Source organism: Mycobacterium sp., from assembly GCF_004298145.1.
Lineage (GTDB): Bacteria > Actinomycetota > Actinomycetes > Mycobacteriales > Mycobacteriaceae > Mycobacterium.
The window spans coordinates 21,873-45,907 of sequence record NZ_SCRH01000047.1 but is presented as its reverse complement, the minus strand read 5'-3'; the positions used below and the strand labels follow the sequence as shown (position 1 = coordinate 45,907).

24 protein-coding genes are annotated in these 24,035 nt (G+C 64.3%); 10 read left to right on the top strand and 14 right to left on the bottom strand.

Going from position 1 to position 24,035, the window contains the following annotated elements; genetic code table 11:
• Nucleotides 1-55 precede the first annotated feature (55 nt).
• On the bottom strand, nt 56-1,285 hold the full coding sequence (locus EPN51_RS19965; RefSeq protein ID WP_293045902.1) for an amidohydrolase family protein: 1,230 nt from the start codon (nt 1,283-1,285) through the stop codon (nt 56-58).
• Between the two features lie 137 nt (nt 1,286-1,422).
• Here EPN51_RS19965 and EPN51_RS19960 point away from each other — a divergent pair, with 137 nt between their 5' ends.
• Complete coding sequence (locus tag EPN51_RS19960; RefSeq protein WP_293046350.1) at nt 1,423-2,025, top strand: TetR/AcrR family transcriptional regulator; 603 nt, start codon at nt 1,423-1,425, stop codon at nt 2,023-2,025.
• Nucleotides 2,026-2,060: 35 nt separating this feature from the next.
• Here EPN51_RS19960 and EPN51_RS19955 read toward each other — a convergent pair whose 3' ends face one another.
• The 7 genes from EPN51_RS19955 to EPN51_RS19925 all read right to left on the bottom strand — a co-directional run bounded on the left by EPN51_RS19955 (nt 2,061) and on the right by EPN51_RS19925 (nt 9,936).
• Entirely contained in the window at nt 2,061-3,602 is a 1,542-nt protein-coding gene (locus EPN51_RS19955; RefSeq protein ID WP_293045899.1) for an AMP-binding protein, read from the bottom strand.
• A 35-nt stretch (nt 3,603-3,637) separates the two neighbouring features.
• Nucleotides 3,638-4,450, bottom strand: a complete 813-nt coding sequence (locus EPN51_RS19950) for an enoyl-CoA hydratase-related protein (protein WP_293045896.1) — start codon at nt 4,448-4,450, stop codon at nt 3,638-3,640.
• 9 nt (nt 4,451-4,459) lie between these two features.
• Nucleotides 4,460-5,620 carry a thiolase family protein gene (locus EPN51_RS19945; protein ID WP_293045894.1) on the bottom strand — a complete coding sequence of 387 codons (1,161 nt, stop codon included), beginning with the start codon at nt 5,618-5,620 and terminating at the stop codon, nt 4,460-4,462.
• Nucleotides 5,617-6,849, bottom strand: coding sequence for an OB-fold domain-containing protein (locus EPN51_RS19940; protein ID WP_293045891.1), 1,233 nt, complete (start codon nt 6,847-6,849; stop codon nt 5,617-5,619). Before EPN51_RS19940 ends, EPN51_RS19945 begins: the two co-directional genes overlap by 4 nt.
• Nucleotides 6,850-6,989: 140 nt before the next feature.
• Nucleotides 6,990-7,655, bottom strand: a complete 666-nt coding sequence (locus tag EPN51_RS19935) for a TetR/AcrR family transcriptional regulator (RefSeq protein WP_293045888.1) — start codon at nt 7,653-7,655, stop codon at nt 6,990-6,992.
• A gap of 30 nt (nt 7,656-7,685) precedes the next feature.
• Entirely contained in the window at nt 7,686-8,885 is a 1,200-nt protein-coding gene (locus tag EPN51_RS19930; RefSeq protein ID WP_293045885.1) for an amidohydrolase family protein, read from the bottom strand.
• 94 nt (nt 8,886-8,979) lie between these two features.
• A complete protein-coding gene (locus EPN51_RS19925) occupies nt 8,980-9,936 on the bottom strand; it encodes a hypothetical protein (RefSeq protein WP_293045883.1) in 957 nt (318 codons plus the stop codon).
• Nucleotides 9,937-10,027: 91 nt separating this feature from the next.
• On the opposite strand from EPN51_RS19925, the gene EPN51_RS19920 reads away from it, so the two are divergent.
• On the top strand, nt 10,028-10,519 hold the full coding sequence (locus EPN51_RS19920; RefSeq protein WP_293045880.1) for a nuclear transport factor 2 family protein: 492 nt from the start codon (nt 10,028-10,030) through the stop codon (nt 10,517-10,519).
• Here EPN51_RS19920 and EPN51_RS19915 read toward each other — a convergent pair.
• A complete protein-coding gene (locus EPN51_RS19915; protein ID WP_293045878.1) occupies nt 10,516-10,974 on the bottom strand; it encodes a MaoC family dehydratase in 459 nt (152 codons plus the stop codon). The genes EPN51_RS19920 and EPN51_RS19915 overlap by 4 nt on opposite strands.
• 145 nt (nt 10,975-11,119) lie before the next feature.
• Here EPN51_RS19915 and EPN51_RS19910 point away from each other — a divergent pair, with 145 nt between their 5' ends.
• From EPN51_RS19910 to EPN51_RS19875, 8 genes are all read left to right on the top strand, one after another.
• Nucleotides 11,120-12,253: an acyl-CoA dehydrogenase family protein gene (locus EPN51_RS19910; protein WP_293045877.1), complete on the top strand. Its 1,134-nt coding sequence runs from the start codon at nt 11,120-11,122 to the stop codon at nt 12,251-12,253.
• A gap of 3 nt (nt 12,254-12,256) precedes the next feature.
• On the top strand, nt 12,257-13,396 hold the full coding sequence (locus EPN51_RS19905; protein WP_293045875.1) for an acyl-CoA dehydrogenase family protein: 1,140 nt from the start codon (nt 12,257-12,259) through the stop codon (nt 13,394-13,396).
• The gene (locus tag EPN51_RS19900) at nt 13,393-14,586 is read left to right on the top strand and encodes an acetyl-CoA hydrolase/transferase C-terminal domain-containing protein (RefSeq protein ID WP_293045872.1); all 1,194 of its coding nucleotides are present in this window, start codon (nt 13,393-13,395) and stop codon (nt 14,584-14,586) included. Before EPN51_RS19905 ends, EPN51_RS19900 begins: the two co-directional genes overlap by 4 nt.
• Nucleotides 14,583-15,482, top strand: a complete 900-nt coding sequence (locus EPN51_RS19895) for an SDR family NAD(P)-dependent oxidoreductase (RefSeq protein ID WP_293045870.1) — start codon at nt 14,583-14,585, stop codon at nt 15,480-15,482. Before EPN51_RS19900 ends, EPN51_RS19895 begins: the two co-directional genes overlap by 4 nt.
• Nucleotides 15,483-15,575: 93 nt before the next feature.
• Complete coding sequence (locus EPN51_RS19890; protein ID WP_293045868.1) at nt 15,576-16,775, top strand: acyl-CoA dehydrogenase family protein; 1,200 nt, start codon at nt 15,576-15,578, stop codon at nt 16,773-16,775.
• A complete protein-coding gene (locus EPN51_RS19885) occupies nt 16,775-17,749 on the top strand; it encodes an acyl-CoA dehydrogenase family protein (protein WP_293045866.1) in 975 nt (324 codons plus the stop codon). Before EPN51_RS19890 ends, EPN51_RS19885 begins: the two co-directional genes overlap by 1 nt.
• Before the next feature lie 23 nt (nt 17,750-17,772).
• The gene (locus EPN51_RS19880; RefSeq protein ID WP_293045864.1) at nt 17,773-18,690 is read left to right on the top strand and encodes an SDR family oxidoreductase; all 918 of its coding nucleotides are present in this window, start codon (nt 17,773-17,775) and stop codon (nt 18,688-18,690) included.
• Nucleotides 18,691-18,816: 126 nt separating this feature from the next.
• A complete protein-coding gene (locus tag EPN51_RS19875; protein ID WP_293045861.1) occupies nt 18,817-19,386 on the top strand; it encodes a nuclear transport factor 2 family protein in 570 nt (189 codons plus the stop codon).
• Between the two features lie 8 nt (nt 19,387-19,394).
• On the opposite strand, the gene EPN51_RS19870 is transcribed toward EPN51_RS19875, so the two are convergent.
• Genes EPN51_RS19870 through EPN51_RS19850 form a run of 5 tightly spaced genes read right to left on the bottom strand, consistent with a single transcriptional unit; the run spans nt 19,395 to nt 24,031 of the window.
• Complete coding sequence (locus EPN51_RS19870) at nt 19,395-20,603, bottom strand: cytochrome P450 (protein WP_293045858.1); 1,209 nt, start codon at nt 20,601-20,603, stop codon at nt 19,395-19,397.
• 20 nt (nt 20,604-20,623) lie between these two features.
• Nucleotides 20,624-21,004: a hypothetical protein gene (locus EPN51_RS19865; protein WP_293045855.1), complete on the bottom strand. Its 381-nt coding sequence runs from the start codon at nt 21,002-21,004 to the stop codon at nt 20,624-20,626.
• A 39-nt stretch (nt 21,005-21,043) separates the two neighbouring features.
• Nucleotides 21,044-21,646, bottom strand: a complete 603-nt coding sequence (locus tag EPN51_RS19860; protein ID WP_293045852.1) for an LLM class flavin-dependent oxidoreductase — start codon at nt 21,644-21,646, stop codon at nt 21,044-21,046.
• A 49-nt stretch (nt 21,647-21,695) separates the two neighbouring features.
• Nucleotides 21,696-22,535, bottom strand: coding sequence for a mycofactocin-coupled SDR family oxidoreductase (locus tag EPN51_RS19855; RefSeq protein ID WP_293045849.1), 840 nt, complete (start codon nt 22,533-22,535; stop codon nt 21,696-21,698).
• Between the two features lie 23 nt (nt 22,536-22,558).
• Entirely contained in the window at nt 22,559-24,031 is a 1,473-nt protein-coding gene (locus EPN51_RS19850) for an aldehyde dehydrogenase family protein (protein ID WP_293045847.1), read from the bottom strand.
• Nucleotides 24,032-24,035: the final 4 nt, after the last annotated feature.

The following is a 24,035-nucleotide window of genomic DNA, read 5'->3' as shown; positions in this document are numbered from 1 at the left end:
CAATCTTGGTCACCTGACCTCGCCTCCTGTTGTCTCGTGGAGTGACGATCTCCGCTCAGGCGCTGGCCAGCTGCGGAGGCTTCATGGCGTCGGGGCTGGGATTGGCGATGGGCAAACCCATGAACCGGCGGGCGTTGTCGCCCATGAAGTCGTAGGTTCGGCGCTCGTCCATGCCCTCGGCGTATTTGTAGAAACCCTTCGGCGTCGCAAGGCCTTCCGGGTGCGGGTAGTCCGAGCCGAACAGCACCTTGTCCCATCCGACGGTGGCGACGACGTCCGCTACCGAACCCTCCCAGAAGGGGCTGACCCAGATGTTGCGGCGGAACACGTCGAGCGGATGCTCTTCGAAGTTCTGCGGCATCTTGGCATGGATGTCCTGCAGGTCATGGAACAACGGATGGATCCAGGAACTACCGTTCTCCACGCTCGCGATCCGCAAACGCGGGAATCGGGTCAGCGTGCCGTGGCAGATCAGGCTGGTGATCATGTCGGCGACCTCGCGGTGGCCCAGTACCACCCACCGGAAGGCGCTCATTTCCATGAAGCTGTTGGTATCCGGCGGTTCCCACTGGTTGATGTACCCGTCGAGCGGCGGCTGGCTGGCGTGCAACACGATCGGCAGCCCCGCGGATTCGACGTCACGCCAGAACGGGTCGAATTCGGGCAGCGCCGGTGAGCGCCAGCCGCGAAACCCCTTGACCGGTGCAGGTTTGATCAGTGCGACCTTGGCTCCGTGATCGAGCAGGTACTCCAGCTCCCGACGCGCGCTGTCGACCTCGGCGCAATTGATCACCGGCGTCATGAACAACCTGTCGTCGTAGGTGAACCGCCAGTGCTCGAGCATCCACTGGTTGAGGGTGTGGATCATCGCAATGGTCAGCTCGGGGTCCTCGGCCGCCGAGTGCTCCACCAAATTGGCAAGCGTCGGGTAGACCAACGCCTCCCGCACTTCTTGGCGGTCGAGTTCTTTGACGCGGTCCGCGGGATTGCGAGTTGCGGCCGGCGCCTCTATCGCAGCACCCTGCATTTCGCGCAACGTCAGCCCGTCGGGATTCTGCCCGGAATAGAACTTTTCATGCGCACCCGGCGCGGCGACCCGTTCGAACGTTGGGTTGGGTATGTATTCGGTGATCTTGCCCATGATCGCGATGCGGGTGCGCCTGCCAACCTGGACGAATTGCACGGCCTTCGCGAAGCGCTCCGGCAGGTACTTCGTGAGGGCGTCCGGCATCTCGTACATGTGTTGGTCAGCATCGAAAATCGGTGCCTCGATTGACGGCTTCATCGTTGGCTCCCTAAATCGCGTCCTTTGAGCTTGGCCCGGGTTGACATAAGTGTCAAGTGCTAGGCAGATGGAACCTCAATCACGGCTACTAACTTGTTAATTGCAACGTGACAGATATGTCACTTAGGGTGGTGGCCGTGACCGTGACTCAGGGTAGGGATCCGATCGATGCGTTGGAAGCCAGCCGGGGCGAGCGAACGCGCGCCCTGATCCTCGACGCCAGCCGTCAGCTGTTCCTCCAACGCGGGTACGCCGGGACGCCCATCAACGCAATCACGGAGGCGTGCGGAATCTCGCGCGCCGGTTTCTACACCTATTTCCGCGACAAGCAGGAAGTCTTTGCCGTCCTGGGCGAGAACGCCTACCGCGATGTGATGGCGGTCTTGTCGCGGCTCGAAGCACTCGCGCGGCCGTTCGACCTTTCGGAACTGCGCGCGTGGATCGGCGAATATTTCGAGTTCATGGACCGCCATGGCGCTTTCGTGTTGGCGGCGTGGCACTCCGCCCCAGACGATGAGGCGTTCCGGCGCTCCCGAAACCGCACTGTCGCCCGTTCATCGTTCAAGCTCGGGCAAGCAATCGTCGGCCCGGGCGAGCATTCACCCGAAGTCGTTGGAGTCGCGGCGCTCGGCATGCTCGACCGGGCCTGGCATGCGGTACAGATGCAGGCCGTGCCGGTGGAAAAGGACGAAGCGATCGCCGCGCTGGCCGACATGATCAGCACCCTGGCTCACCACTAGCCGATCCGCGGCACCGGTGGCGCATCGCTCTCGTGTCAGTGCTGCGCGACCATTGCCCGTAGCCGCTTCTTGTCCACCTTGCCGCTCGCCAACAGAGGCAGCTCATTGAGCAGTACGAGCTTGCGAGGAACCTTGAAGCGAGCCAACTTTCGGCGCACCGCGTCCTGAAGCACCTCAAGCGTCACGACCGTACCGGGCGCGGCGACCACCACAGCGCATACCGCCTCACCCCAGCGCGGGTCAGCGCAGCCAACCACGGCGCAGGCCGCGACGCCTTCGACCTCACCGATGACGTCCTCCAACTCGGGCGAGTACACATTCTCGCCGCCGGTAATGATCACGTCCTTCTTCCGATCGACCAGGAAAAGCAGCCCGTGTTCGTCGATGCGTCCGACATCGCCGGTGTAGCACCATCCGTCACGGATGGTGTTGAGCGTGGCCGCATGATCGTCCCAGTAGCCGCGGAACATCGTGTCCGACCGCACAGCGATCTCCCCGGGTTGTCCGTCGGGCAGGTCGTTTCCGTGATCGTCGACGATGCGCAGCCGCACGCCGGGAAAGGGGAACCCGACCGACCGAAGCGCCGCGGGCGCGTCTGCGCAGTGCGATTCGGGGGGCAGTCCGGAAACTATGGCCTCGGTTTGGCCGTAGAGATTGACGAATCCGGCGCCCGGCAACATCGCCATCGCCGCTCTCAGAATGGGCGCGGTCATCGGGGCCGCGACGTAGAGCACGGTGCGGACGGACGTCAGTTGGCCGGATGACTCCATCTGATCCACCAAGCGCTGCAACATCACCGGGGCCAGGTGCAAGACACTGATCTCTTCGGTCGTGATCAGGCGCAGCGCCTCAGCGGGATCAAACTGGGACTGCAATACCACCGTCCCACCCCGGGCGTGGATCCCGGCGATGATCGCCAGGGCACCAACGTGAAACATCGGCATATTGATCAACGCGCGATCATCGGCGCCGCTGCGCATCTCGGCGTTCATGATATGAGCGACACGGTAAAACTCGCGATGGCCGAGCATGCAGCATTTCGCGGCGCCGGTGGTGCCGCTGGTGAACAGCAGCAAAGCGATGTCGCCGGGTTCGGCGACCAGCGCGGACGGAACCAAATCGCCTGAACGCAAGAACCTCTCGTAGGCAATGTGGTTCGGCTCGCTCGAGGGTCCGAGGACGACGGTCTGGCATCCATCGGGCAACAGGGCACCAACCGTGGGAGCGAACTCATCGTCGCAGAAGACCAGCGACGGGGACACTCGCCTGATCCCATCCTGCATTTCGCCCGCCGCCAGCCGCACGCTGATCGGAGCGGCGATGATCCCGCTGAGGTAGCACGCCGCAAGCACTTCGCCGAACCCGATGTGATTGCGCGCCACAATCACGACCCGGTCCTGCCGACGCACTCCCGCGGTGACCATCGCCGAAACAAGTTGTGCGGCGCGCTGATGCAACTGGGCGTGGCTGATTGTTCGGTCACCCGACCGGTACGCGACCACATTGCCGAATCTGGCGGCATTGCCCGACACGATGTCGCCGAGCGTCATGCCTGCGGCCTCAGCCGGCGGGTTCATAGTCGGGCCCACAACTTTATCGCCGCCGCGCCCCGCTACTTTTGTGACGAGCGGCTGCGGAACTTTGCAACGCGTTCGTTGAACTCCGGGGTGGTGAACGACTGAAACTCCTCGGCGAGCGCATATTCCAGCACGCCGAGCACCGCCCGGCTCAGATGCATGTTCATCGCAACCTTCGTCGACCGGACCGCTTGCGCCGGAAGCGCTGCCAGCCGCTCACCCAGGGCAAGAGCTTCGTCGAGCACCGCATCATCGGCGACGACTTTGGTGACCAGGTTGAGCTCCTTGGCGATCGACGCGGTTATCTTGTCGCCCAGCAGAACGTATTCCTTGGCTTTGATCATGCCGACAAGCAACGGCAGCATGGCCGCCCCGCCGTCCCCGGCGGTAAGTCCCACGGCGACATGGGGATCGGCCAGGTAGCTGCTCTCACCCATCACCACGAGATCCGATAGCAGCGCCACCGAGCACCCCAGTCCCACGGCAGGACCGTTGACCGCCGAAACCAAGGGCTTGCCGAAATTGATGACATCGGTGAACACCGTTCGCGCCTCGGAAATCTGAAGGGCCCGGGCCACGGGGTCTTCTATGAGTCGTCCGAACATCACCATGTCCCCGCCAGCCGAGAAGGCCTTGCCGACACCGGTGATCACCACAGCCCGAACGTCATCGTCAGCGAGCAACGCGCGCCAGATACCGGTCATCGCGTGGTGCAAAGCCTCGTCGACGGCATTGAACGCCTGCGGGCGATTGATCTTTACCAGATGCACGGCGCCGACCTTCTCGACCAGAAGTGAGGGCGCGAACTGTTCGTATTTCGGCAGGGTGGCGATTTCGCTGGTGGTCATGATCTCCCGCTACTGTTTGTTGGAGGAAAGGATGGTGACGGCCGAGACCGCAGTCGGACCGCCGATGTTGTGGGCCAGGGCAATTCGCGCCCTGTCGACCTGATTCTCGGCCTCACCACGAAGCTGATTGAACAGTTCATAGCATTGAGCCACACCGGTCGCTCCCGGCGGGTGGCCCTTGGCCTTCAGCCCACCGCTGGGGTTGACCGGGATGGAGCCGCCCACGTAGGTGTCACCGGATTCGATCAGCTTGTATGCGTCGAACCGTCCGGCAAAGCCCAGGTCCTCATAGCTGATCAGCTCGACCCCGGTGAAGCAATCATGCACTTCGGCCACATCGATGTCGGCCGGAGTTACGCCCGCCATGGCCATCGCTGACTTGGCGGCCCGCACCGTCGGCGGGAAGCTCGTCATGTCGTTCTTGTGTTGGTGCATCACTCTGTCCATCCCCAGCCCGACGCCGCGGACCCACACCGGCCGGTCGGTATAGCGGTCGACGACCTCCTCGGCGGCCAGGATCACCGCCGCGGCCCCGTCGCTCTGCGGCGTGCAGTCATATAGTCCGAAGGGGTCAACGACCATCGGTGCTGACAGCGCCTTTTCGACGGTGATCTCGTAGCGCAGTTGGGCTTTCGGGTTCTTGACGGCATGGAAGTGGTTTTTCACCGCCACCATCGCCATATGTTCCTTGGTGGCCGGAGACTCGTGCAGATACCGGTTGACATGCAACGCGAAATTGGCCGGCGCCACCAATCCCAACGGGTAGTCCCATGCGTTGTCGCGCGTCATCGCCGCCCATTCCCAGAAGGTGGTGTTGGACGCGGTCTCCCGCACCTTGTCGGCACCAACCACCAGCACGACGTCATACAGCCCCGAAGCGATCGCCAGGGTGCCGTTGCGGATGGCGTCGTTTCCTGTCGCACAAGCATTTTCGATACGCGTCACCGGAATGTCGACCAGGTCCAGGGTGTCGGCCAGGATCCCGGAGGGGAAGCCGTCGGTGGTGGACAGCTCGCCGAACCAGGCGGCTTGGATATCTCCCGCATCGATGCCCTCATCGATCCGGTTGACGGCCTCGGCGTATGCCATGGGCACGAGATCCTTGATGCCCAGATCGAAGTGCTCAGCAAATGGGGTCATACCTGCCCCCACGATGGCGACGTTTCTCATGGTGACACCCTTCGTGGATCGTCGTGGCGATTCGGCCAGAAGGCGTACCCGTAGTCGGGTATGCCCGCGCGGGTGGCGATCTTGCGCAAAACAATCGAGCCGGTCTGCCCGATCGTCGCCTCACCCGCCGGCACGCCGGTGATCTTCAGCAGCACGCGCACCGGACTGTCATCCAGTTGCACCACCGCGAGCGAGTAGGGACTGGGCAGGTCCGGCACCGGAATGCGAACGGTGGTCTGGGTGTACACGGTGCCGGTGCGTGGCAGTGGTTCGTACCGGTAGTCGCTGACCAGCGCACCGGCGCGGTCGACGCGCATGCGCGGCGGGAACACCGGTGTCGCATCGATGCCAGGACGTTCGTCGAACACCGCGGCCTGCCAACGCAACTTCGGCTCGAAGGCGCGCGCGTAGGCCGGCAGCGAAATCGGTATGCCGGTGCCGGCAGCCACCGCGGTGGCGGGCAGCTCGCGCGCCGGTTGCTCATCACGACCGATCGTGGAGGCGGTATCGGTCTGCGCCAGGTCGGCGATCACAACCGTCGACTGCTCCACTGCGACAATCCATCCGGACTTCTCCCCCGCGAGCACGTCGGCGATCAACCGGATCACCGCCGCCGCCGAGGACGACGACTGTGCGATCGCCGCGGAGGTGTCGAAGCGGCGAGCGAGGACCGATGCGGACGTGCCGGCGACCCCCACGACCTCGATGGGTTCCGGCAGGCTCAGCGCTTCGGCTGTCTTGACGATGCCGACTTCCCGCTGCAGGCGCGGGTCGACATATTCGTGGCGGGAGCCGTCGTCGGTACGGGCGAGCATGGGCAGGCTGCCAGTCCGCCTTGTCACCGGCCGAAGGGTCGCGCCGTCGTCTCCGTTTCCGATGAGGACCGCGCCCCCGCCCATCGCTGAGTCGACGTCGTCGGCGCCAACAACCAGGGTGCCCGGGGGCGCCGTAGCAATCTGGTCCAGAACGGCGGGCGCGGCGCCGAGCACCTCGGTCAGCGGGGTGTCGGCAGGCAGCGACAATCCGGCGAGCAAGACGGCGCCGTTGCCACCCTCGAGCAGCGGGAAGCTCCGCGACACGAAGACGACCCGGCGTGCGGTGGCCACAGGGTCGGCGGCGCGGCCTGCCGCGACCGCCATCGTCAACGTGTCCTCGTCAGGGCCCTTGATGCGTCTGGTGCCCTGCTGCCAGGGCGGTAGATAGGTTCCGATAGACGCGATAGTTGCCATGCGATCCTCGCGGGATTTGTGCGGCGCCAGCCGCTCGGGCAATGACGTTGATACAGTGCATATATTTATACCATTAAGGTACAAAAACCTCACGCGCTGGGACCCGCGCACCGGTGACCGACGACGTCCGGTAGTACGAACTAGCTGTCGGCAAGCGCCAAGGTCGTCCAGAATGCGTCGATGATGCTTCGCTGGGCCGCCGCAGAGGGGGGCCGTTGCCCGGGCGCGCGAATGGTGCGCATGAAGATCACACCGATGAGAGCATCAGCGGCCCAACGGATATCGGTGGCTGCGGGTAATTCACCCTCGGTCACGGCCTTCTGTAGCAGTCGAGTCAACCGCCTGCCGCCTTTAGACATGATCTTGCGCTGGAACGCCGTGAACAGTTCGGGATGACGCGGCGCATCGGCGATCAGGCGCAGCTGGATCGCGAGCATGTCGTGTTCCATCAGCTCGCAGACGCGAGCAACGATGGCTTCCACTTCAGCACGGACACTCGCCGTTGGTTCCGCGGCGGGCCATTCGGCAAGGCGCTCAAGGGTGTCGAGGATCAGGGCGTCACGGTTGGGCCACCGCAACAGCAGGCTGGGCCGCGCCACACCCGCACGGCGGGCCACGCTGCGCATGCTGAACGCCTCGAATCCCCGCTCGGCGAGTTCCTGCTTGGCGGCTGCAAAAACGCGCTCCTCGGTTGAGGGGTCGCGCGGGCGCCCAGGGCCGGCAAGTTCGCCGGCTTCGCCGTTTTGCATGCCCGACACAATACGGCCGTTACGACCCTGGGGCGGCGTACCACGCGGGGCGCTCACGTCGATCCCGCAGCCGCACTGCGCCGATCGTCAATCGAAGAGCGCAAGCCCGTTGTCACGCACAAACTCCTTGCGTCGTTTGTCACCGAGCCCTTCCACCCTGAGGTACATCTCAGCGGGTTCACGCAATCCTTCGGCGTGAGGCCAGTCCGAACCCATCACCAACGCCTCGGTACCACCGAGCGCATCCACGAGCGCAACGGTGTTGTCCTCGGGATAGGGCACCACGTTGACGTGGCGCTTGAAGATTTCGCTGGGTCGCTCGTCGAGCGGCCCTCCCAGCCACGGACCCAGCCGGGCCATTCCGCGGCTCTTGTCCATGTGCTGGATGAAGTGGGGCACCCATGAGGCACCGAATTCACTGGTCAGCACTCGGATGTTCGGGAATCGGCCGAAGACGTTGTCGAAAATCAGCGCGGATAAGGCGTCGGTGACCGGTCGCTCACCGTAGGTGTTCTGCCATTGCCATGCCGAGAACTGGAACGGTGGGCCGACCTTCCAGCCCCAGTGCGAGGCCACCTCTTGCTGGTAGTGAAATTCTGTAATGTGATAACAGATAACGGCTTTCGCCTCGTTGACCCGCGACCAGAACGGATCAAAATAGGGATCACCCGGGCTGCGTCCGTAGGCCGGGCCGGCCGCCAGGTAAATGAAATGCGCACCATCGTTGAGCACGCGGTCCAGCTCCGCGACTGCGCGGTCGAGGTCGCGCAACGACAACATTGCGGGCGCGTAGATGGTGTCCTTGTAGTTGAAACCCCAGTCTTCGTTGATCCACTTGTTGAACGACTCGAAGTTGTCATAAAGCGGATCAATGCCGTCGAGGAAAGCCTCCGCCATCAGCGCCCACCCGCCGGGGTACATGATGGACCGTTCGATCTGCTGCTCGGTGAGCTGCTTGACGCGCGCATCCTTGTCGAGGTATTCGACCTGAATGTCCTCGAAGAAGCGTTCGGCGTCGCTGGCCTCCCCCGAGGCTCGCTGCCGAAGCATCTCTACCAGCGACCCGGGCACGTAGGCCTTGTCCGGGTCGGTTTCGAAGGCGGTAACGATACGTTCGTTGGCGAGTAGTGCCTTATGCCCGCTCGGGGTGTCGATGAGGCGCACCGCGGTGTCCAGCTTCGACGCCGGCATGAACCGAGTGAAGCAGTCCTGGGCCTCATACGAATGCTGGTCGAAATCGATCAATTTGTACGGCAGCGAACCCACCGTGTCTTGAATCAGGGCCATCGTGCCACTCCTTCACCCATCGCCAAACCAAATATTATTCCACATTGGTACTTTATCACTGCGGGCCCCCAGGCAGGCGGCGGCGCCGCTCATCTCACCGGCTCAACCGATCCGTGAAAACCTCCGCCCAGGAATGCGAGAACAGGATCTCCCTACTCTCCCCCGCCTCGGTAACTACGCCCTCGCGCCAGCGTGGACCTTGCGGCCCCAGCGACATGCGACCGCCCGAACCACCGCGCGGGCGAAACGTCCACTGCGACCCATCGTCCACCTCGAAGACGACCCGTTCGGGAAATCCCGACCCGTCGCAATCCAGTGTCAGGCAATTGATTTTTGGCGTAGTCAGCGACCAGCCATTGGACGCCTGCAGCGCGGCCAGACTGAAGTTCTGCCTACCGACAAGAAGGTGGCCGTGCACCACACTGCCGTCGGCGAACACTGTCACGAAGACGATCCAGATCTGTTCGAGCTCACGCATATACGTGCTTTCGAACCAGCCACGACCGGGTCGCATGTAGACCTGCTCGTGACCGAACACACCGACAATGTGCCGGGTCGACGCATCCGTGACGGCAAAAAACCGAGCCTGGTATGCCAAGGGCTCCTGCGCGTCGGGAATGGCGAATTGGATCGCATTACCCAGGGCCTCGCCCCTCACCGCGATGGTGCCCGGCTCCCGCCAAGTCGCATGACCTCCGCCGGAGGCAAAGGTGAAGCCGTCGGCTCGACCCGGTTCGTGCATCCCCCACAACCCATCACGCCCCGCGAGCTCACCGATTCCGGTGAACACCCGGGCGGGCCGTGTCAGCGTAAGGTCATCACCCTCATCCCCCGTGAACAAGACGAGCCGCACCGCCAGCTCGTTCTGAATCTGTCTGATCGGCACCACCCGGCGCCCGTCGATCAGAAGCGAACCCCAGATGTGTTGACCTGCCGGCGAGAGGCCCATGAAGGGCTCCTCGTAGTTGCGCGGCGCCCAGTCGTGGTCGGTCAGGGCAACCACCGGCGTCTTACCGAACGAGCCTCTCGGGTAGACCGACGCACCACTCATCGCGCGTTCCTTCCCGCGGCACCAAAGACTTTCCACCGCGTCGGCTAAATACATACCACTCCGGAACAATACTCCGGTAGCGTAAGGCTCCATGCTGATCCCCGAGCCCACACCCGGTCAGGCCGCAGACATCATCGCGATTCAACACCTGGCGGTCGGGTACGCCGAGTCCGTCTCGCGTGGCGACGTCGATGAAGCGGTGCAAGTGTTCGCCCCGGACGGCGTGCTGGAATCGCCGACCACCGAAGACGCCGTCGGGCCGGCGGCAGTTGCCGCGGTGGTCAAGTCGACCATCGCCGGACTGGACTTCGTATTTCAGACCGTGCATCTAGGGCTGGTCAGGGTGGACGGCGACCGCGCGTTCGCCCGCTTTCCCATCACCGAATGGGCCCGCCGCAGCTCGGATGGACGCGGAATCCAGTTCCTGGGAATCTACGACGACGATCTCGTGCGCCTGCGGGACGGCTGGCGGTTTAGTCGGCGCCGCCTGGTGCCCCGCACGCTCGGCAAGCCAGCCGGGCTCACCGGCCGCGTCATCGAATTCGACGGGTTACGCGCCACACTCGGGCCCGGCGAGGACTAGAACACATAGCGCGCGATCAGGTCGGCCACCGCTGCGGGTCGATCCGATCCGTCGATTTCGACGGTGTGGCGCAAGGTCAAATTCACGACGTCGTCGCCGACCGGAGTTGCCTTCACCAACTGCGACCGAACCCGAATGCGGCTTCCCGCCTTCACCGGCGCGAGGAAACGAACCTTGTCCAAACCGTAATTGATGCCCATCTTGGCGTTCTGGACGACATAGTTGTCCTTGCTCAGCCCCGGCACCAGCGAGACCGTCAGGAATCCGTGCGCAATCGTTGCGCCATAAGGGCTTTCATTGCTGGCCCGCTCGACGTCGACATGAATCCACTGGTGGTCCCTGGTGACGTCCGCAAACGCATTGATGCTGGCCTGATCGACCTCGATCCATCGGCTGACGCCAAGCTCCTCACCCACGGCGCCCAGTGCGTCGTCGATTGACTGAATCGTTTTCATCGGATACCCCGTTCCAGCAGATGGCTATTCAATATCGTATTAATGTATATACTGATTAGCTGCTAGACGCATTGGCGGTGTCGATCCGTCAGAACACGCAATCGCGTCGCCCAGACGAGACCCGCGAGCGGGCGAAAGGTCAACGATGCCGACAGCGTTGTCACACGACGAGCGACGAGACCTGGCGGGCTCGGCGCGCGCAGCGTGCGACAAGCTGCTCAGCGCCGAACGACTTCGCGCGGTCGCACTCGAAACCAGCGGCCGGCAAAGAGGTTTCGATGCGGGTTTATGGACGGCGTTGTGCTCGCAGGTTGGCATCGCCGCTGCGGCAATGCCAACCAGCTGCGGGGGGGCCGGTTACGGAACGCCCGCCTTGGCTGTGGCCGCCCACGAACTGGGTCGCGTGCTGGCTCCCGTTCCATTGCTGAGCTTCGTGCTGGCGGCCGGCCTGCTGGTGGACGCCGCTGACGACGGTGTGCTGACAGCGCGACTGCCAGCTTTGATGGACGGAGAGCGTACCGCCGCGGTGGCACTCGTCGGCAACGGCGGCCTATGGACGACCTCTGCCATCAGCTTCACGGCGCGAAGAATCGACGGCTGGCACGTGACCGGCTCGGCGCGCCACGTCCTGCACGGCGCGGCCGCCGACGACCTGGTGGTGGTCGCCGCGGTCGACGACGCGCCCGCGCTGTTCCTGCTCGACACCGGCGCCGCGGGCGTCACCGCAGAGACCGAAACAACACTCGACGGCACCCGGCCGATGGCCACGATCATCCTCGACGATGCCGCGGCGATCCGACTAGAGCCCGATGAGCCGTTCGGAAAGGTCTTGGACCGCAACGTAAACCGCGTGCTCACCATCTTGGTAGCCGAACAGGTCGGCACCCTTGAGCGCATCGTGGAGATCACCACGGACTACGCCCGGACACGCCAGCAGTTCGGCCGGCCCATCGGCTCATTTCAGGCCATCAAGCATCGTTGCGCGGACATGCTGCTGTCGTTGGAATGGGCACGCTCAGCCGCCCAGGCGGCGCTAGAAGCCACCGACGACGATGGCGCCGAAAGCTCGTGGCGGGCCAGCATGGCCAAAGCGGTCTGCTCAGAGGCGCTGCGCGACGCCGCGCACGCGAACATCCAGATCCATGGCGGAATCGGATTCACGTGGGAGGACTCGGCGCACCTGTACCTGAAACGGGCGCGCACCGACGAAGTCCTCTTCGGAACGCCTGGCGCGCACTGGGACCGGCTGACCGAACTCTCCGGGCTGCTGGCGGTCTGAAGCATGACCACACCAGAGACCGAAGACCTGGCCGCCTTGCGCAAACAGATCCGCCACTTCCTCGAGAATGCGCCGCGACCGGAAGGCTTGCGCAACTACGGTCCGACACCCACAGCCGCCGACATCGGACCAGGCCGCCAGTGGCACAAGTATCTGGCCGCCAACGGCTACGCGTGCCTGCACTGGCCGACGAAATACGGCGGCGCCGACGCCTCCGTGGCCTTTCAGGCGATTTTCGCCGAGGAGTGCGCCCGCGCGGGCGTCCCGCGTCAGCTGGCCATCACCGCCATCGACCTGGCGGGACCCATACTGATCGCGTTTGGCACCGATGCTCAAAAGAGTAGGTACCTCGAGCCGATCCGGCTCGGGGATCACGTCTGGACGCAGCTGTTTTCCGAGCCCAGCGCGGGCTCGGATCTAGCCGGCGTGCGCACCAAGGCCGAGAAAACCACGAGCGGCTGGCGCGTCGATGGGCAGAAGGTGTGGAGCTCGGCCGCCAACTCCGCCGACTACGGGCTGCTGCTTGCGCGCACCGGCAGCGACTCGCACCGCGGACTGAGTATGTTCGTCGTCCCGATGAACGGCGACGGCGTTACCGTGCGTCCACTGAAGCAACTCGACGGCGAGAGCAAGTTCAACGAAGTATTCCTCGATGGGGTGCAGCTGGGAGCCGACGCGCTGATCGGCGATGTCGGCCAGGGCTGGGCCATCGCCATGGTGACCCTGGGCAGGGAGCGGCTCACCCTCGGGTCGCAGGCCGTGGGCATGTTCAAGCTGCACGAGCGGATGGTGCGCGCCGCACGGGAACGCGACCTGCTCGACCCCGTGGTGAGCCGCTCGCTGACGCGCCTGTGGTCGCGGATGTGGCTGCTCCGATTCACCTGGCAGCGTGCGGTCGACACCGGCGACCTGTCCTCGCCGTCATTCTCGGTACTCAAGCTCATGACCTCGGAGACCGACCGCGACCTGGGCGACATGGCCACCGAGGTGCTCGGCACCGATGTCTGCGTCGACCCGTCCGAAAACGAGTTGGTCCACGCGATGTTGGTCGGCCGAGCTCAGACGATCCTCGGTGGCACCAGCGAGATCCAACGCAACATCCTCGGTGAGCGCGTACTGGGGTTGCCCAAAGAGCCGCGGTGAGCGTCACGAGCGGGTTCGGCTCCACCCTGCGCGCTGCCCTTCGCCCGGGAAGCACGGTGGCGCTTGGCGACGGAGTCGGCACACTGCGCAGCCTCGACGACGGCACCGACGTATGCAGCGCGCTCAGTGATGCGGCACGCGAGATCGGGAGCATCCGACTGGTTTTGGGCTGGTCCCCCACCCCACTACCGGGCCTGGAGGTCGACGCCTTCACCGAGGTAATCGCGCTGATGCCCGGCTGGGGGGTCCGCGCAGTGCTCGCCGGCGGCGCGCGTTACGTGCCCACCAGCCTGGCCGCCATCTCGCCGTTGCTGAACGGTCCGCTGCGTCCCGACTTGCTGGTCACCCGCCTGGTCGAACGCGACGGCGCGCTGCATTTTGGCACCGAGGTGTCCTGGCAGGCCGAGCTCGCCGACAGCGGGGTGCCGGTGCTAGCGGTCCTGGATGACACCGGTCCGTCGGCGAGCGCATGCCCGCCGGTGCGATCGCACAGCGTTCGGATCGCGGCCCACACCGATGACGGCCCCGCGCAACTGGCCACCAAAGAACCCGAGCCGCTGCACGACGCGCTCGCCGAGCAGGTCCTGCGGCTCGTCCCGCCCGGGGCGCGCCTACAGTACGGACCCGGCCAACTGGGAACCGCTCTGCTGCGCAATGTTCAGGTTCCCCTGCAGATCGACACCGGCCTGCTCACCGACGCTGTAGTCGACCTCGACTGCCACGGGCTATTGGCCGGCTGCCCGTCGGCGACCTACCTGATGGGCACCGACAGACTCTACGAATGGGCCGACACCAGGCCGATCCTGCGCGGCATCGATTACACCCACGACATCAGCCGCCTGTCTGGTGGAGATCCGTTCATCGCGGTCAACACCGCCCTCGAAATCGACCCTTTCGGGCAGATCAACGTCGAAGGGTCCGGTGAGAAGGTCGTGGGCGGCATCGGCGGCCATCCCGACTACTGCGCCGCGGGCCGGCTGAGCCGACAAGGCCTTTCGATCATCGCCGTACCGTCACGCCTCGACGGGCGCACACCCCTGGTCGCCAAGCTGAGCCGTCCGGCGTCGACGCCAGCCCACAACGTCGACGTGGTGGTCACGGAGGACGGCTACGCGGATCTACGACGCGCGGATTGGACGGAGCGCACAAAGCTGATCTGCTCGCTATTCGAAAAAGGAGAAGGACAGTGACCAAACCCCTGGACGGGTGTGTCGTGCTGGTGACCGGGGGCGGCCGGGGCATCGGCCGCGCGCACTGCCTCGAACTCGCCGACCAAGGCGCCGTGGTCGTGGTCAACGACCCCGGCGTCGGCCGCGACGGACACGCCGGCGACGGAACCGGTCCCGCAGCCTCCGTGGTCACCGAGATCGAACAACGGGGCGGCAGGGCCGTCGCCCACACCGGCTCGGTGACCGTGTGGGATGAGGCCGCCGACATGATCGCGACCGCGGTGTCGACACTCGGCACACTGACCGGTGTTGTCAACAACGCCGGCATCGTCCGCGACGCGATGATCACCGGCGCCTCCGAAGCCGATTGGGACGCCGTCATCGCCGTCCACCTCAAAGGCACCTTCGCCGTCACCAAACATGCCTGTGATTACTGGCGCGCACAGTCCAAAGCGGGCCAAAGCGTCACCGGCCGCATCGTCAACACGGTGTCAGGAGCGGGATTATGGGGGAACGTAAGTCAAAGCGCTTATGGCGCAGCCAAAGCCGCGATCGCCAACCTCACTGTAACGACGGCGCTGGAGATGCGTAAGTACCAGGTGACCGCCAACGCCATCTCGCCGTTGGCGGTGACCCGGCTCAGTGAGGAATTCTTCAGCGGGCCGCGCGCCTCCGACCCCGCCCTTGAACCGTCCCGCAGCGCCCCCGTGGTGGCCTGGCTGCAGTCACCCCAGTCCTCCTGGCTGACCGGGCAGATCCTACGCATCAACGGCGCCAACCTGAGCCGCATCAACGGATTCACCGAAGACCCGCAGCGGTACCAGGCCCGGAATGGGGCGACATTGGAATTCGGTGAAATCGGACAAGCGGCCAGCCTGTTGTGGGGCGTCGCGCCACGAGGCCTTGGAGGCCAGTAGCCCAACCAGATCCAAATCTAGACCACTATGGTATATAATTACAGCTCAATGATCTAACGCTTTATTGGGTCACTGATATGTGGGAGGTATCCCGTGACAACTTCGGCAAGCGCCATTCACGATCAATGCACCGACTACGTCGCGCATGTCGCCCACTACCGAGACGGCTTGCGCGCCTTCCTACGTGACACCGACTGGATCACGCAATGGCGGTCAGCCGCATTCAGCACGGTCGAAGACGAGATTGCCCATGATGCAGCGATTCTCGGCCGACTTTACGAGAACGGCTGGTCGCGCTACGGGTGGCCTACCGAGGCCGGCGGCCTGGGCGGAACCGCTCTCCACCGCGCGGTGTACTACGAAGAGCTGGCCCGCGCCCTGCTTCCCGCTCCGGCCCAGCACTGGACACTGGAGGTGTTGGGTCCCGTCCTGTTGAAGTACTCACCGCAAATCGCCAGCCAGTATCTGCCGAGATATCTGCGGGGCCAAGAGTGGTGGGGACAAGGATTCTCCGAGCCCGAATCGGGCAGCGACTTGGCCACCCTGCGCACCCGCGCCAGCGATGACGGGCCGGAGGGCTTTGTTCTGAACGGCCAAAAGATCTGGACGAGCCAGGGCCCGACTGCCACCAGATTCCTCGTGTTGGCCCGCACCGGCACCCCCGAGAGCCGCCATCGCGGCTTGACCACCTTCCTCGTGGACTCCGACAGCCCCGGTGTCACGGTGCGACCAATCTCGCTCGCGAGCGGCCGCCGCGAACTCGCGGAGGTGTTCTTCGACGGCGTGCGGGTGCCACGCGATCGGGTGGTCGGCGATGTCGACGGCGGCTGGGGTGTCGCCATGCATCTGATGCAGTACGAGCGGGGCACCTACAGCTACGCATCGCTGACCAAAGCTCTTGTGGCTCTGGGCAAGCTACGCGCGGACATGACGAGTCGCGGTTCGACCGCGGAGCAACGCGTTCGATTCACCCGCGTCTACCTAGCAGTGCTCAGCGCGCAGGCGCGCTGCGCGGCCACCGTCCGCAAATTAGCGAGCGGGACGCTGGTCGGACCGGGCAGCAGCGTCGATAAACTGCTGGCCTCGCACGCCGAGAAAGCGGTCAACGACCTCATCCTGGACTTGCGCCGGAACTGGTTCATCGCCGGCACGGACGGCGATCCCGAACGGCTCAACGCCGTTCGGGCCGAATGGTGGTACACGCGGGCGTCCACCATCATGGGCGGCACCGCCGAGATCCAGCGCGGCATCATCGCCGACCACCTGCTCGGACTTCCGAAGGAGAGGCGCTGATGAACCCGTCGGTCGATACCACCGGTTCCGAATGGACGCTGGTCGAGGAAGCCGTTTTTCGGCTCTTCGCCGAGCTCGGGCAGCGTGAGGAACACGTCGCGATCGGTGAGCGTTTGGCCGAGTTGGGCTGGTCCGATATTGAGACGGAGTATCCGATTGCCGCTTGCGAATTGCTGTTTCGCGCGCAAGGCCGCTACCTGACCACCACCGACTGCCTCGACCGGGTGATTCTTGCCGAGATCACACCCGTGCTGGGTGCCGTCGACGGCGTCGTGCTGCCCGCACTCGACGGCGACGAGTCCGACGCCGGCCAAGTCCGCGGAATGGTTGCGGGCACCCCCCGAGGTCGCCTGGCGGTGGCAATTCCCAACGCGGGCAACGTGTCGCTGGCCGTGCTCAACGCCGATGAGTTGGATTGCCGTCGTCTCGACACGTTTGATCCATCCGTGCACTGGACGTCGGTCACCGGGCCAATTCCGCCTACCGTGACCGAGGGTTCGGCGCACTGGACCAATGCCCTCGGGGCGGCCCGCCGTGCCCTGGCGACCGAACTGATCGCCCTCGGCGACGAGGCGCTGCGGCTCGCTATCGAACACGTCACCGCCAGAACCCAATTCGGCGCTCAGATCGGGTCCTTTCAGTCGCCCCGGCACGCGTTGGCCCAAGCGTTCGCCGAGCTGGAAGGCGCCCGCGCGCTGCTGAACGAGTCGTGGCGATTCGGTGGAACCGTGTCGGCGCAGGCGGCGAAAGCCGCCGCGGGGCGAGCACATCGGGCGGTTGCCGACGTGGCGCTACAGGTCTGTGGCGCGATCGGCGTGACCGCCGAACACGAGCTGCACCGCTATGTCCGCCGCGGAATGCAACTCGATTCCCTGTGCGGCTCCTACGCACTGCTGGAGGCCGAGCTCGCCGAGCAGCTGTTCGAGCGCTCTCGTCAGGACGACGGTCTACCGACAATCGTCAGCTGCGGCTAGGCAGTGCGACGGAAGGCGAAGACATGGCAATGCTGTCCGGCAAGACGGTCCTCATCACCGGCGCCGGGCGAGGCCTGGGAGCGGCCTACGCGCTGGCCTGCGCGCGCAATGGGGCCACCGTCGTCGTCAACGACATCGACGGTGACATCGCAACGGACACAGTGACTTCCATCAAGCAGATCGGCGGCGCAGCGGTAGCCGAACCGGGTGACGTGCGGTCGCCCGACGATTGCGATCGGATGGTGCAGCGCCGTGTTGAGGAGTTCGGTCGCATCGACGGACTGGTCAACAACGCCGGCATTTTTCGGATGGGCACTGTCGACGAATTGAACGATGCTGAACTGCGGCTGCTGGTGGAAACCAACGTGATCGGAACCCTACTGTGCGGTTCGGCCGCGGCCCGCCGGATGCGCGCCCAGGGCGGCGGGTCCATCGTCAATATCACCTCAGGCGCCCACGCGGGGATCCCGCTCATGAGCCTCTACGGAGCCACCAAGGGCGCCGTCGCCTCTGTGACCTATGCGTGGTCCGAGGAGCTGCAGGGCACCGGGGTGCGCGTCAACGCCGTCTCACCGCAAGCCAGAACGCGGATGTCGGCCATCGTGGCCGAATATCTGAACAAACACGAATTGCCGCAATACCCGGGGACACAGCCCGAACCGGAAGCCAACGCGCCGGTCGTCGTTTATCTCCTGTCGGACGCCGCGTCGGCAGTGACTGGGCAGACCGTCCGGATCGAGGGCCCCCAGCTTGCGCTCATGACCCATCCGTGTGTCCTCTTGCCAGTTTTAACCCAAGACCAGTGGACCGAGGATGCGGTCGCAGAAGCCTTCGCGAACGATCTGATCAAACGTCAGCAGCCAGTCGGGATTCTCGGCATGAGAGCTGAGATCGAGGGAGTTCCCTCGGTGTTCTGGTCAGCGGAGGAAACGACGCACTGACGTGGGTGTGCCTGCGATACGCCGGCGGCTTGCGTAACCGACGTCAAAAGCTCGATGGTTGAGGATCACCGTTGTACAGTGTGCACTGTATAGCCGAATGTGTTGAGTAATAGGGAGGTCCGCACTGTGGAGACCACGCTGACACCCGATCTCGTCGCCTTCCTGAAAGAGGCGAAGGACCGGCAAGACATCCATGACTGCCTGCTGCGTTACACGCGCGGCGTCGATCGTGCGGACAAAGAGCTGATGCAGTCTGCCTACCACCCGGATGCCGTTGACGAGCATGGGGTGGCGACCGCCGGCCCGGCGGAGTTCTGCGACTGGGCGATCGGCTATCACGGCGAAAACCAGCGTCAGCACCACCACATCCTCACCAACACCGTGCTCGAGCTCGACGGCGACGTGGCGCACGGCGAGACTTACTACATGTTCTGGGGAGACAATCGCATCGGACCCCCGACGCTGTCGTTCGGACGGTACATCGACAGATTCGAAAAGCGCGACGGGAGATGGGGAATCGTGCGCCGGGTCTGTCTCAACGAACAAACCACGTCTTTAGGCGAGATCGAGTTCCCGCAGGAGTTCGTCGAGCTGATGAATTCGACCGGTCCCAGTGAGCGCACCCGTGCCGATATCTCCTATGATCGCCCACTGCTCGGTAACAGGGGCGCAGCGACCCAAGAGCAAGAGGTCTAGCCGGTTCCTCAGCGCCACCGGAATCTCAGCGGCATCTGCTCCGGGCCACGCATGAATGCCGCTGTCCCAGGGGGCATGCTCACCTCTCCGTCAAAGTGAACATCGGTCAGCCGCTGGGTGAGAACCTTGAGTGCTTCGGACATCTCGACACGGGCGACCGCATGTCCCAGACAGTGATGAGGGCCGCGCCCGAAACCGATGTCCCACCGGGCTTCTCTATGCAAGTCCATAGCGTTGGGGTGGTCGTACATCTCCGGGTCACGCCCAGCAGCGTGAAAACTCAATACCACTGGCGCGGCAGGCCCGAAGTGTTCACCATTGATGTCAAGTGGCTCCGTGGTCAACCGCACCACCCGCCCCGTGACCGGCCACAGCCGCATACCCTCGTCTACGGCCGGCGGAATCAACTCGGGATCCCGCGCTACGTCTTCCCATGCGTCAGCCTCCAAAAGTGCTCGCACACATGACGCCAGCTGGTATCGGGTGGTGTCATGGCCCGCCAGCAATACATTGGCGACGGCCCAGACGAGCTCGGTCTCGGTCATGCCGTCCTCGCTGCGCTGGGCTTCGACAAGGTCACTGATCAAATCCATCTGCGGGTCACGCCGTCTGGCCTCGACGAGCCATTCGGTATAAACGCGCAAGTCCGCCAGCGCACGTTCAAGCTTGTGCACGTGCGGGGTCATCGGGTTTTCGGCGAGCACCCGTAACTCCACTGTCGCGTGTTCGAAGACCGGAATGTCCTGTGCCGCAACGCCGATGTAGCGCGCGATCACGCCGATCGAATAGCGGTGCGAGAAGTCGGCGACAAATTCCATGCGCCCGCGTTGCGCCAAGCGGTCGAGAAGTTCCCCGGCAAAGGCAGCCATCATCGGTCTACTAGCCTCGATGGTCTGCGGTTTGAACCCCTTGACCATCACCCGGCGGATCTTCTCGTGGCGCGCCGAATCCATCATCAACAACAATCCGTCGCGAATGAACTCCAACACCGGCTCGGTGGCACCGCGACCCTGGTAGTACTCGGCGCTGGGCGGACGCAGCCGCTTGTCGGCGAGCAGCTCACGTACCTTCGTGTACCCGAAGACTTCGACACCATGCGGACCCCGGGCGATACCGTGTGTCACGCCGGCATCTCGCAGCGCGCCGACCGGGTCGCTCGTGAAGTTCGCGCTGTCGGTGTCGACGTACGCTAGCTGACCGTGGTCGGTCGACAGCATTGATGCTCCTTTGGGTGTTCCTACCGGGCCGCCGTCCGGCTCGAAGACGAGAGCAGCGGAGCCAGCTTGGTGCAAATGGTTTCCACGTTGCGAGCGACCAGATCATCGGGCATGCCACCGATCGACGCCCAGAGAAAGACGGTCTCGACCGGCGCCCCCTCGCTGGTGCGGCGGATTTCTTCAGCGACGAACTCCGGCGTGCCATAGTGAAAGGATCCCAGCGGTCCAGGCCGATCGACGTTGACGAGCCGGTCGAGGTCGACCGCTTTGGGCCTCGGCTGATTGGTACCTTCCACCATATGGGCGCGGTAGGAATCCAATTGGTGTTGAAGGTGTCTGGACACGACCGGCCAGTCCTGATCCGGGTCTTCGCTGGCCCAGGCCTGAATACCGCCGGCCATGCGACCACGTTGCAGCGCATGACCGCCTTCGGCCAGCCCCTAAGAGTACGGTTCCCACAACGCTGCATCGGCGGATAGCAAGCCCTCACCGAGAAGCCCTGCGCGCCGGGCGCTCTTGGGCCCCTGATACCCCATCCAGATCGGGATATCGGCCTGCACCGGACCGGGTCGCACTCCACCCGGAGCCCACAGCTTGCGCAATGCACGTGCGGCGGCGTCGGTGTCGCGGTACCGCGTCTTGATCGGTGCGTCGTAGAGGTCGAATTCGGGTATGCGGTATCCGGCTCCCAAGCCCAGATCCAATCGACCATCGGACAAAAGGTCAACCATCACACTCTGTTCCGCGATCTCGGCCGGGTGATGCAGCGGGGCGATAACGATCGCCGTGCCCAATCGGACTCGCGATGTGCGCGTGGCGACGGCCGCGGCGAAGGTCAGCGGGCTGGGCAGGTAGTCGTCGTCGAACAAGTGGTGCTCGGAAAACCACAACGATGACGCGCCGAGTCGTTCGGCTTCCTCGCACACCTCCAGGGTGAGACCGTATAACCGAGAGGGGTTTTGCCGCCACTGGTGCGGATTTCGCAGATCAAAGTACACGCCCACGTCGATGCCGGTGCTCGGCGTCGAGGCGTTCTCTGTCATCACAAGTTATTCCTCAAACGGGCCGACTTCGCCGGCACGGACGATACGGTCAAGGCCGGTTCAGCGTGCCCATGTCGACGGGCAGCACGATGCCTGTGACGTAACGCGATTCGTCGCTGGCCAGGTAAAGCACCGCGTTGGAAATGTCGTTCGGCTCCACCCACGGTTTGCCCATCGGCATCATCATCGTGAAGACCGGTTCGGCGTCCTCGATCGTCGGCTCTTCGAGGTCGGGGCGAAAAAGCTTGAACATCGCCTTGTTCTCACTGATCAGCGCCGTGTTCACAGTGCCCGGGGCGATCACATTCACGCGGATCTGTTGGGCGGCAAGCTCATTGGACAACGTCTTACCGATCGCGACGACCGCCGCCTTCGCGGAGTTGTAGTGCACCAGGTTCGGCACGTACTTGAGGCCCGCACCCGAACTCGTCAAGATGATCGACCCACCGTTGCCGGCCGCCAGCACGGCGGGCACGGTCGCGGCCACGGTATTGAACACACCGGTGAGATTGATGTCGATGACGGCTTCCCACTCCTCGGCGGGAACCTCCCACGTCATCCCGCCGGTCGGGGAGATACCCGCATTGGCGGCCACAATGTCCAGTCGGCCGAATTCGGCGACACCGGCTGCGACGGCGCCGACGAGCGCAGCCCGGTCGCGCACGTCGGCCTTGATGCCAAGCATGCGCCGACCGGTCTTCTCGACCAGGGCCATCGTCTCGTCCATATCGTTCTGAGTGGCCATCGGGTAGGGGGCGAAAGGTTCGTGCTCCAGTAGATCGATGCCGACGATGTCGGCGCCCTCTTCGGCCAGACGCACCGCATGCGAGCGGCCCTGGCCCCGCGCCACCCCGGTAATGAACGCCACCTTGTCTTGCACACGTCCCATCGAACGATCCTTTCGCGGCCGATCTATTGTGCTATCCAGACGTTTTTCGGTCTGGTGAACTCCTCGATGCCCCGCCGGCCTCCGATGCGGCCGTATCCGCTCTGCTTGACTCCCCCGAACGGGACCGACGACGGAATCCCGAATCCCCCATTGACCCAGACCATTCCGCTCTCAAGTGCGTTGCTGAGACGGTGGGCGCGACGCAGATTCTCGGTATGGACATATGCGGCCAACCCATAATTCGTGTCATTGGCCAGGGCCAACGCCTCCTCTTCGGTATCGAACGGCATCACCGTCTGCACCGGCCCGAAGATCTCGTCGCGGGCCAGCGGCGAGGAGTTGTCAACATCAACGAAAATCGTTGGGGCTATGAAAAATCCGTCGGCGAGGTCCTCGCCGAGCCGAGTGCCCCCGGTGACGAGCCGGCCATACTTGTGCACCCTTGCGTCGTCGATGACGCCGATGATCCGTTCACACGCGGCACGGCTGACCACAGGGCCCATCAGCGTGGCGGAATCCATCGGATCGCCGACCGGAATCGCTTGCACGCCGGCGGCAAGCTCCTCGACAAAATGGTCGTATATATTGCGGTGCACGATGACTCGCGTCCCACAGATGCAGCCCTGCCCGGCCAGGTTGAGCGTGATCGCCCCCGACGCGGTCTGCACGGCGGCAGGGAGGTCGGCGTCGTCGAAGACCAGCACCGCAGATTTGCCACCGAGCTCGAGCCCCAACGGCTTGAGCGTGTCGGCAGCACTGTGGATGATTTTCCGGGCGGTCGCACCGCTGCCCGTGAAGTGGACCTTGTCCACTCCGTGGTGACGCACCAGCGCCTCGCCGGCCGCTGGGCCGCCCGGCACGATATTGACCACCCCCGGTGGGAAGCCCGCTTCGGCAAACAATCGGCCCATCTCCAACGCCGAAAATGGCGCCAGTTCAGGGGGTTTGACGACGACGCAATTGCCGGCCGCCAAGGCGGGGGCAACGGTTTGCCCGATCGCGGTGATGGGGCCGTTCCAGGGGATGATGATGCCGACCACGCCGTACGGCTCGTCGAGGCTGTAGTCGAGCGCCGGAATGGGCCACGTCTCGTGCACCTGTCCGCCGCCCTTGTCGGCCCATCCCGCGTTGTAAGCGAACAGGTCGACCGCCATGTAGTTCTGAGCCTTGGCAATGTTCAGCGCGGTGCCGTTGTCGAGCGTGTTCAGCCGCGAAAGCCGCTCGATGTTCTCGGCGATCAATCTGCTCATGGCGGCCAACGCGGTGCGGCGCTGATCGGCCGGGGTGGCCCGCCAGCCGGCAAGGGCAGCACGGGCTGCCGCGACCGCCATGTCGATGTCCGCCTCCCCGGCTAGTTGCACCTGCGCCGTCGGTTGACCCGTCGCGGCATAAACGTGTTCGAAGGTGCCCCCGCTGCCTTCGGTAATTCGACGGTCGCCGATCAACAAAGCCGGGGTCGGCAGCTCCTCGACAGGCGCCGGCATCACCAAAGTCATTTAT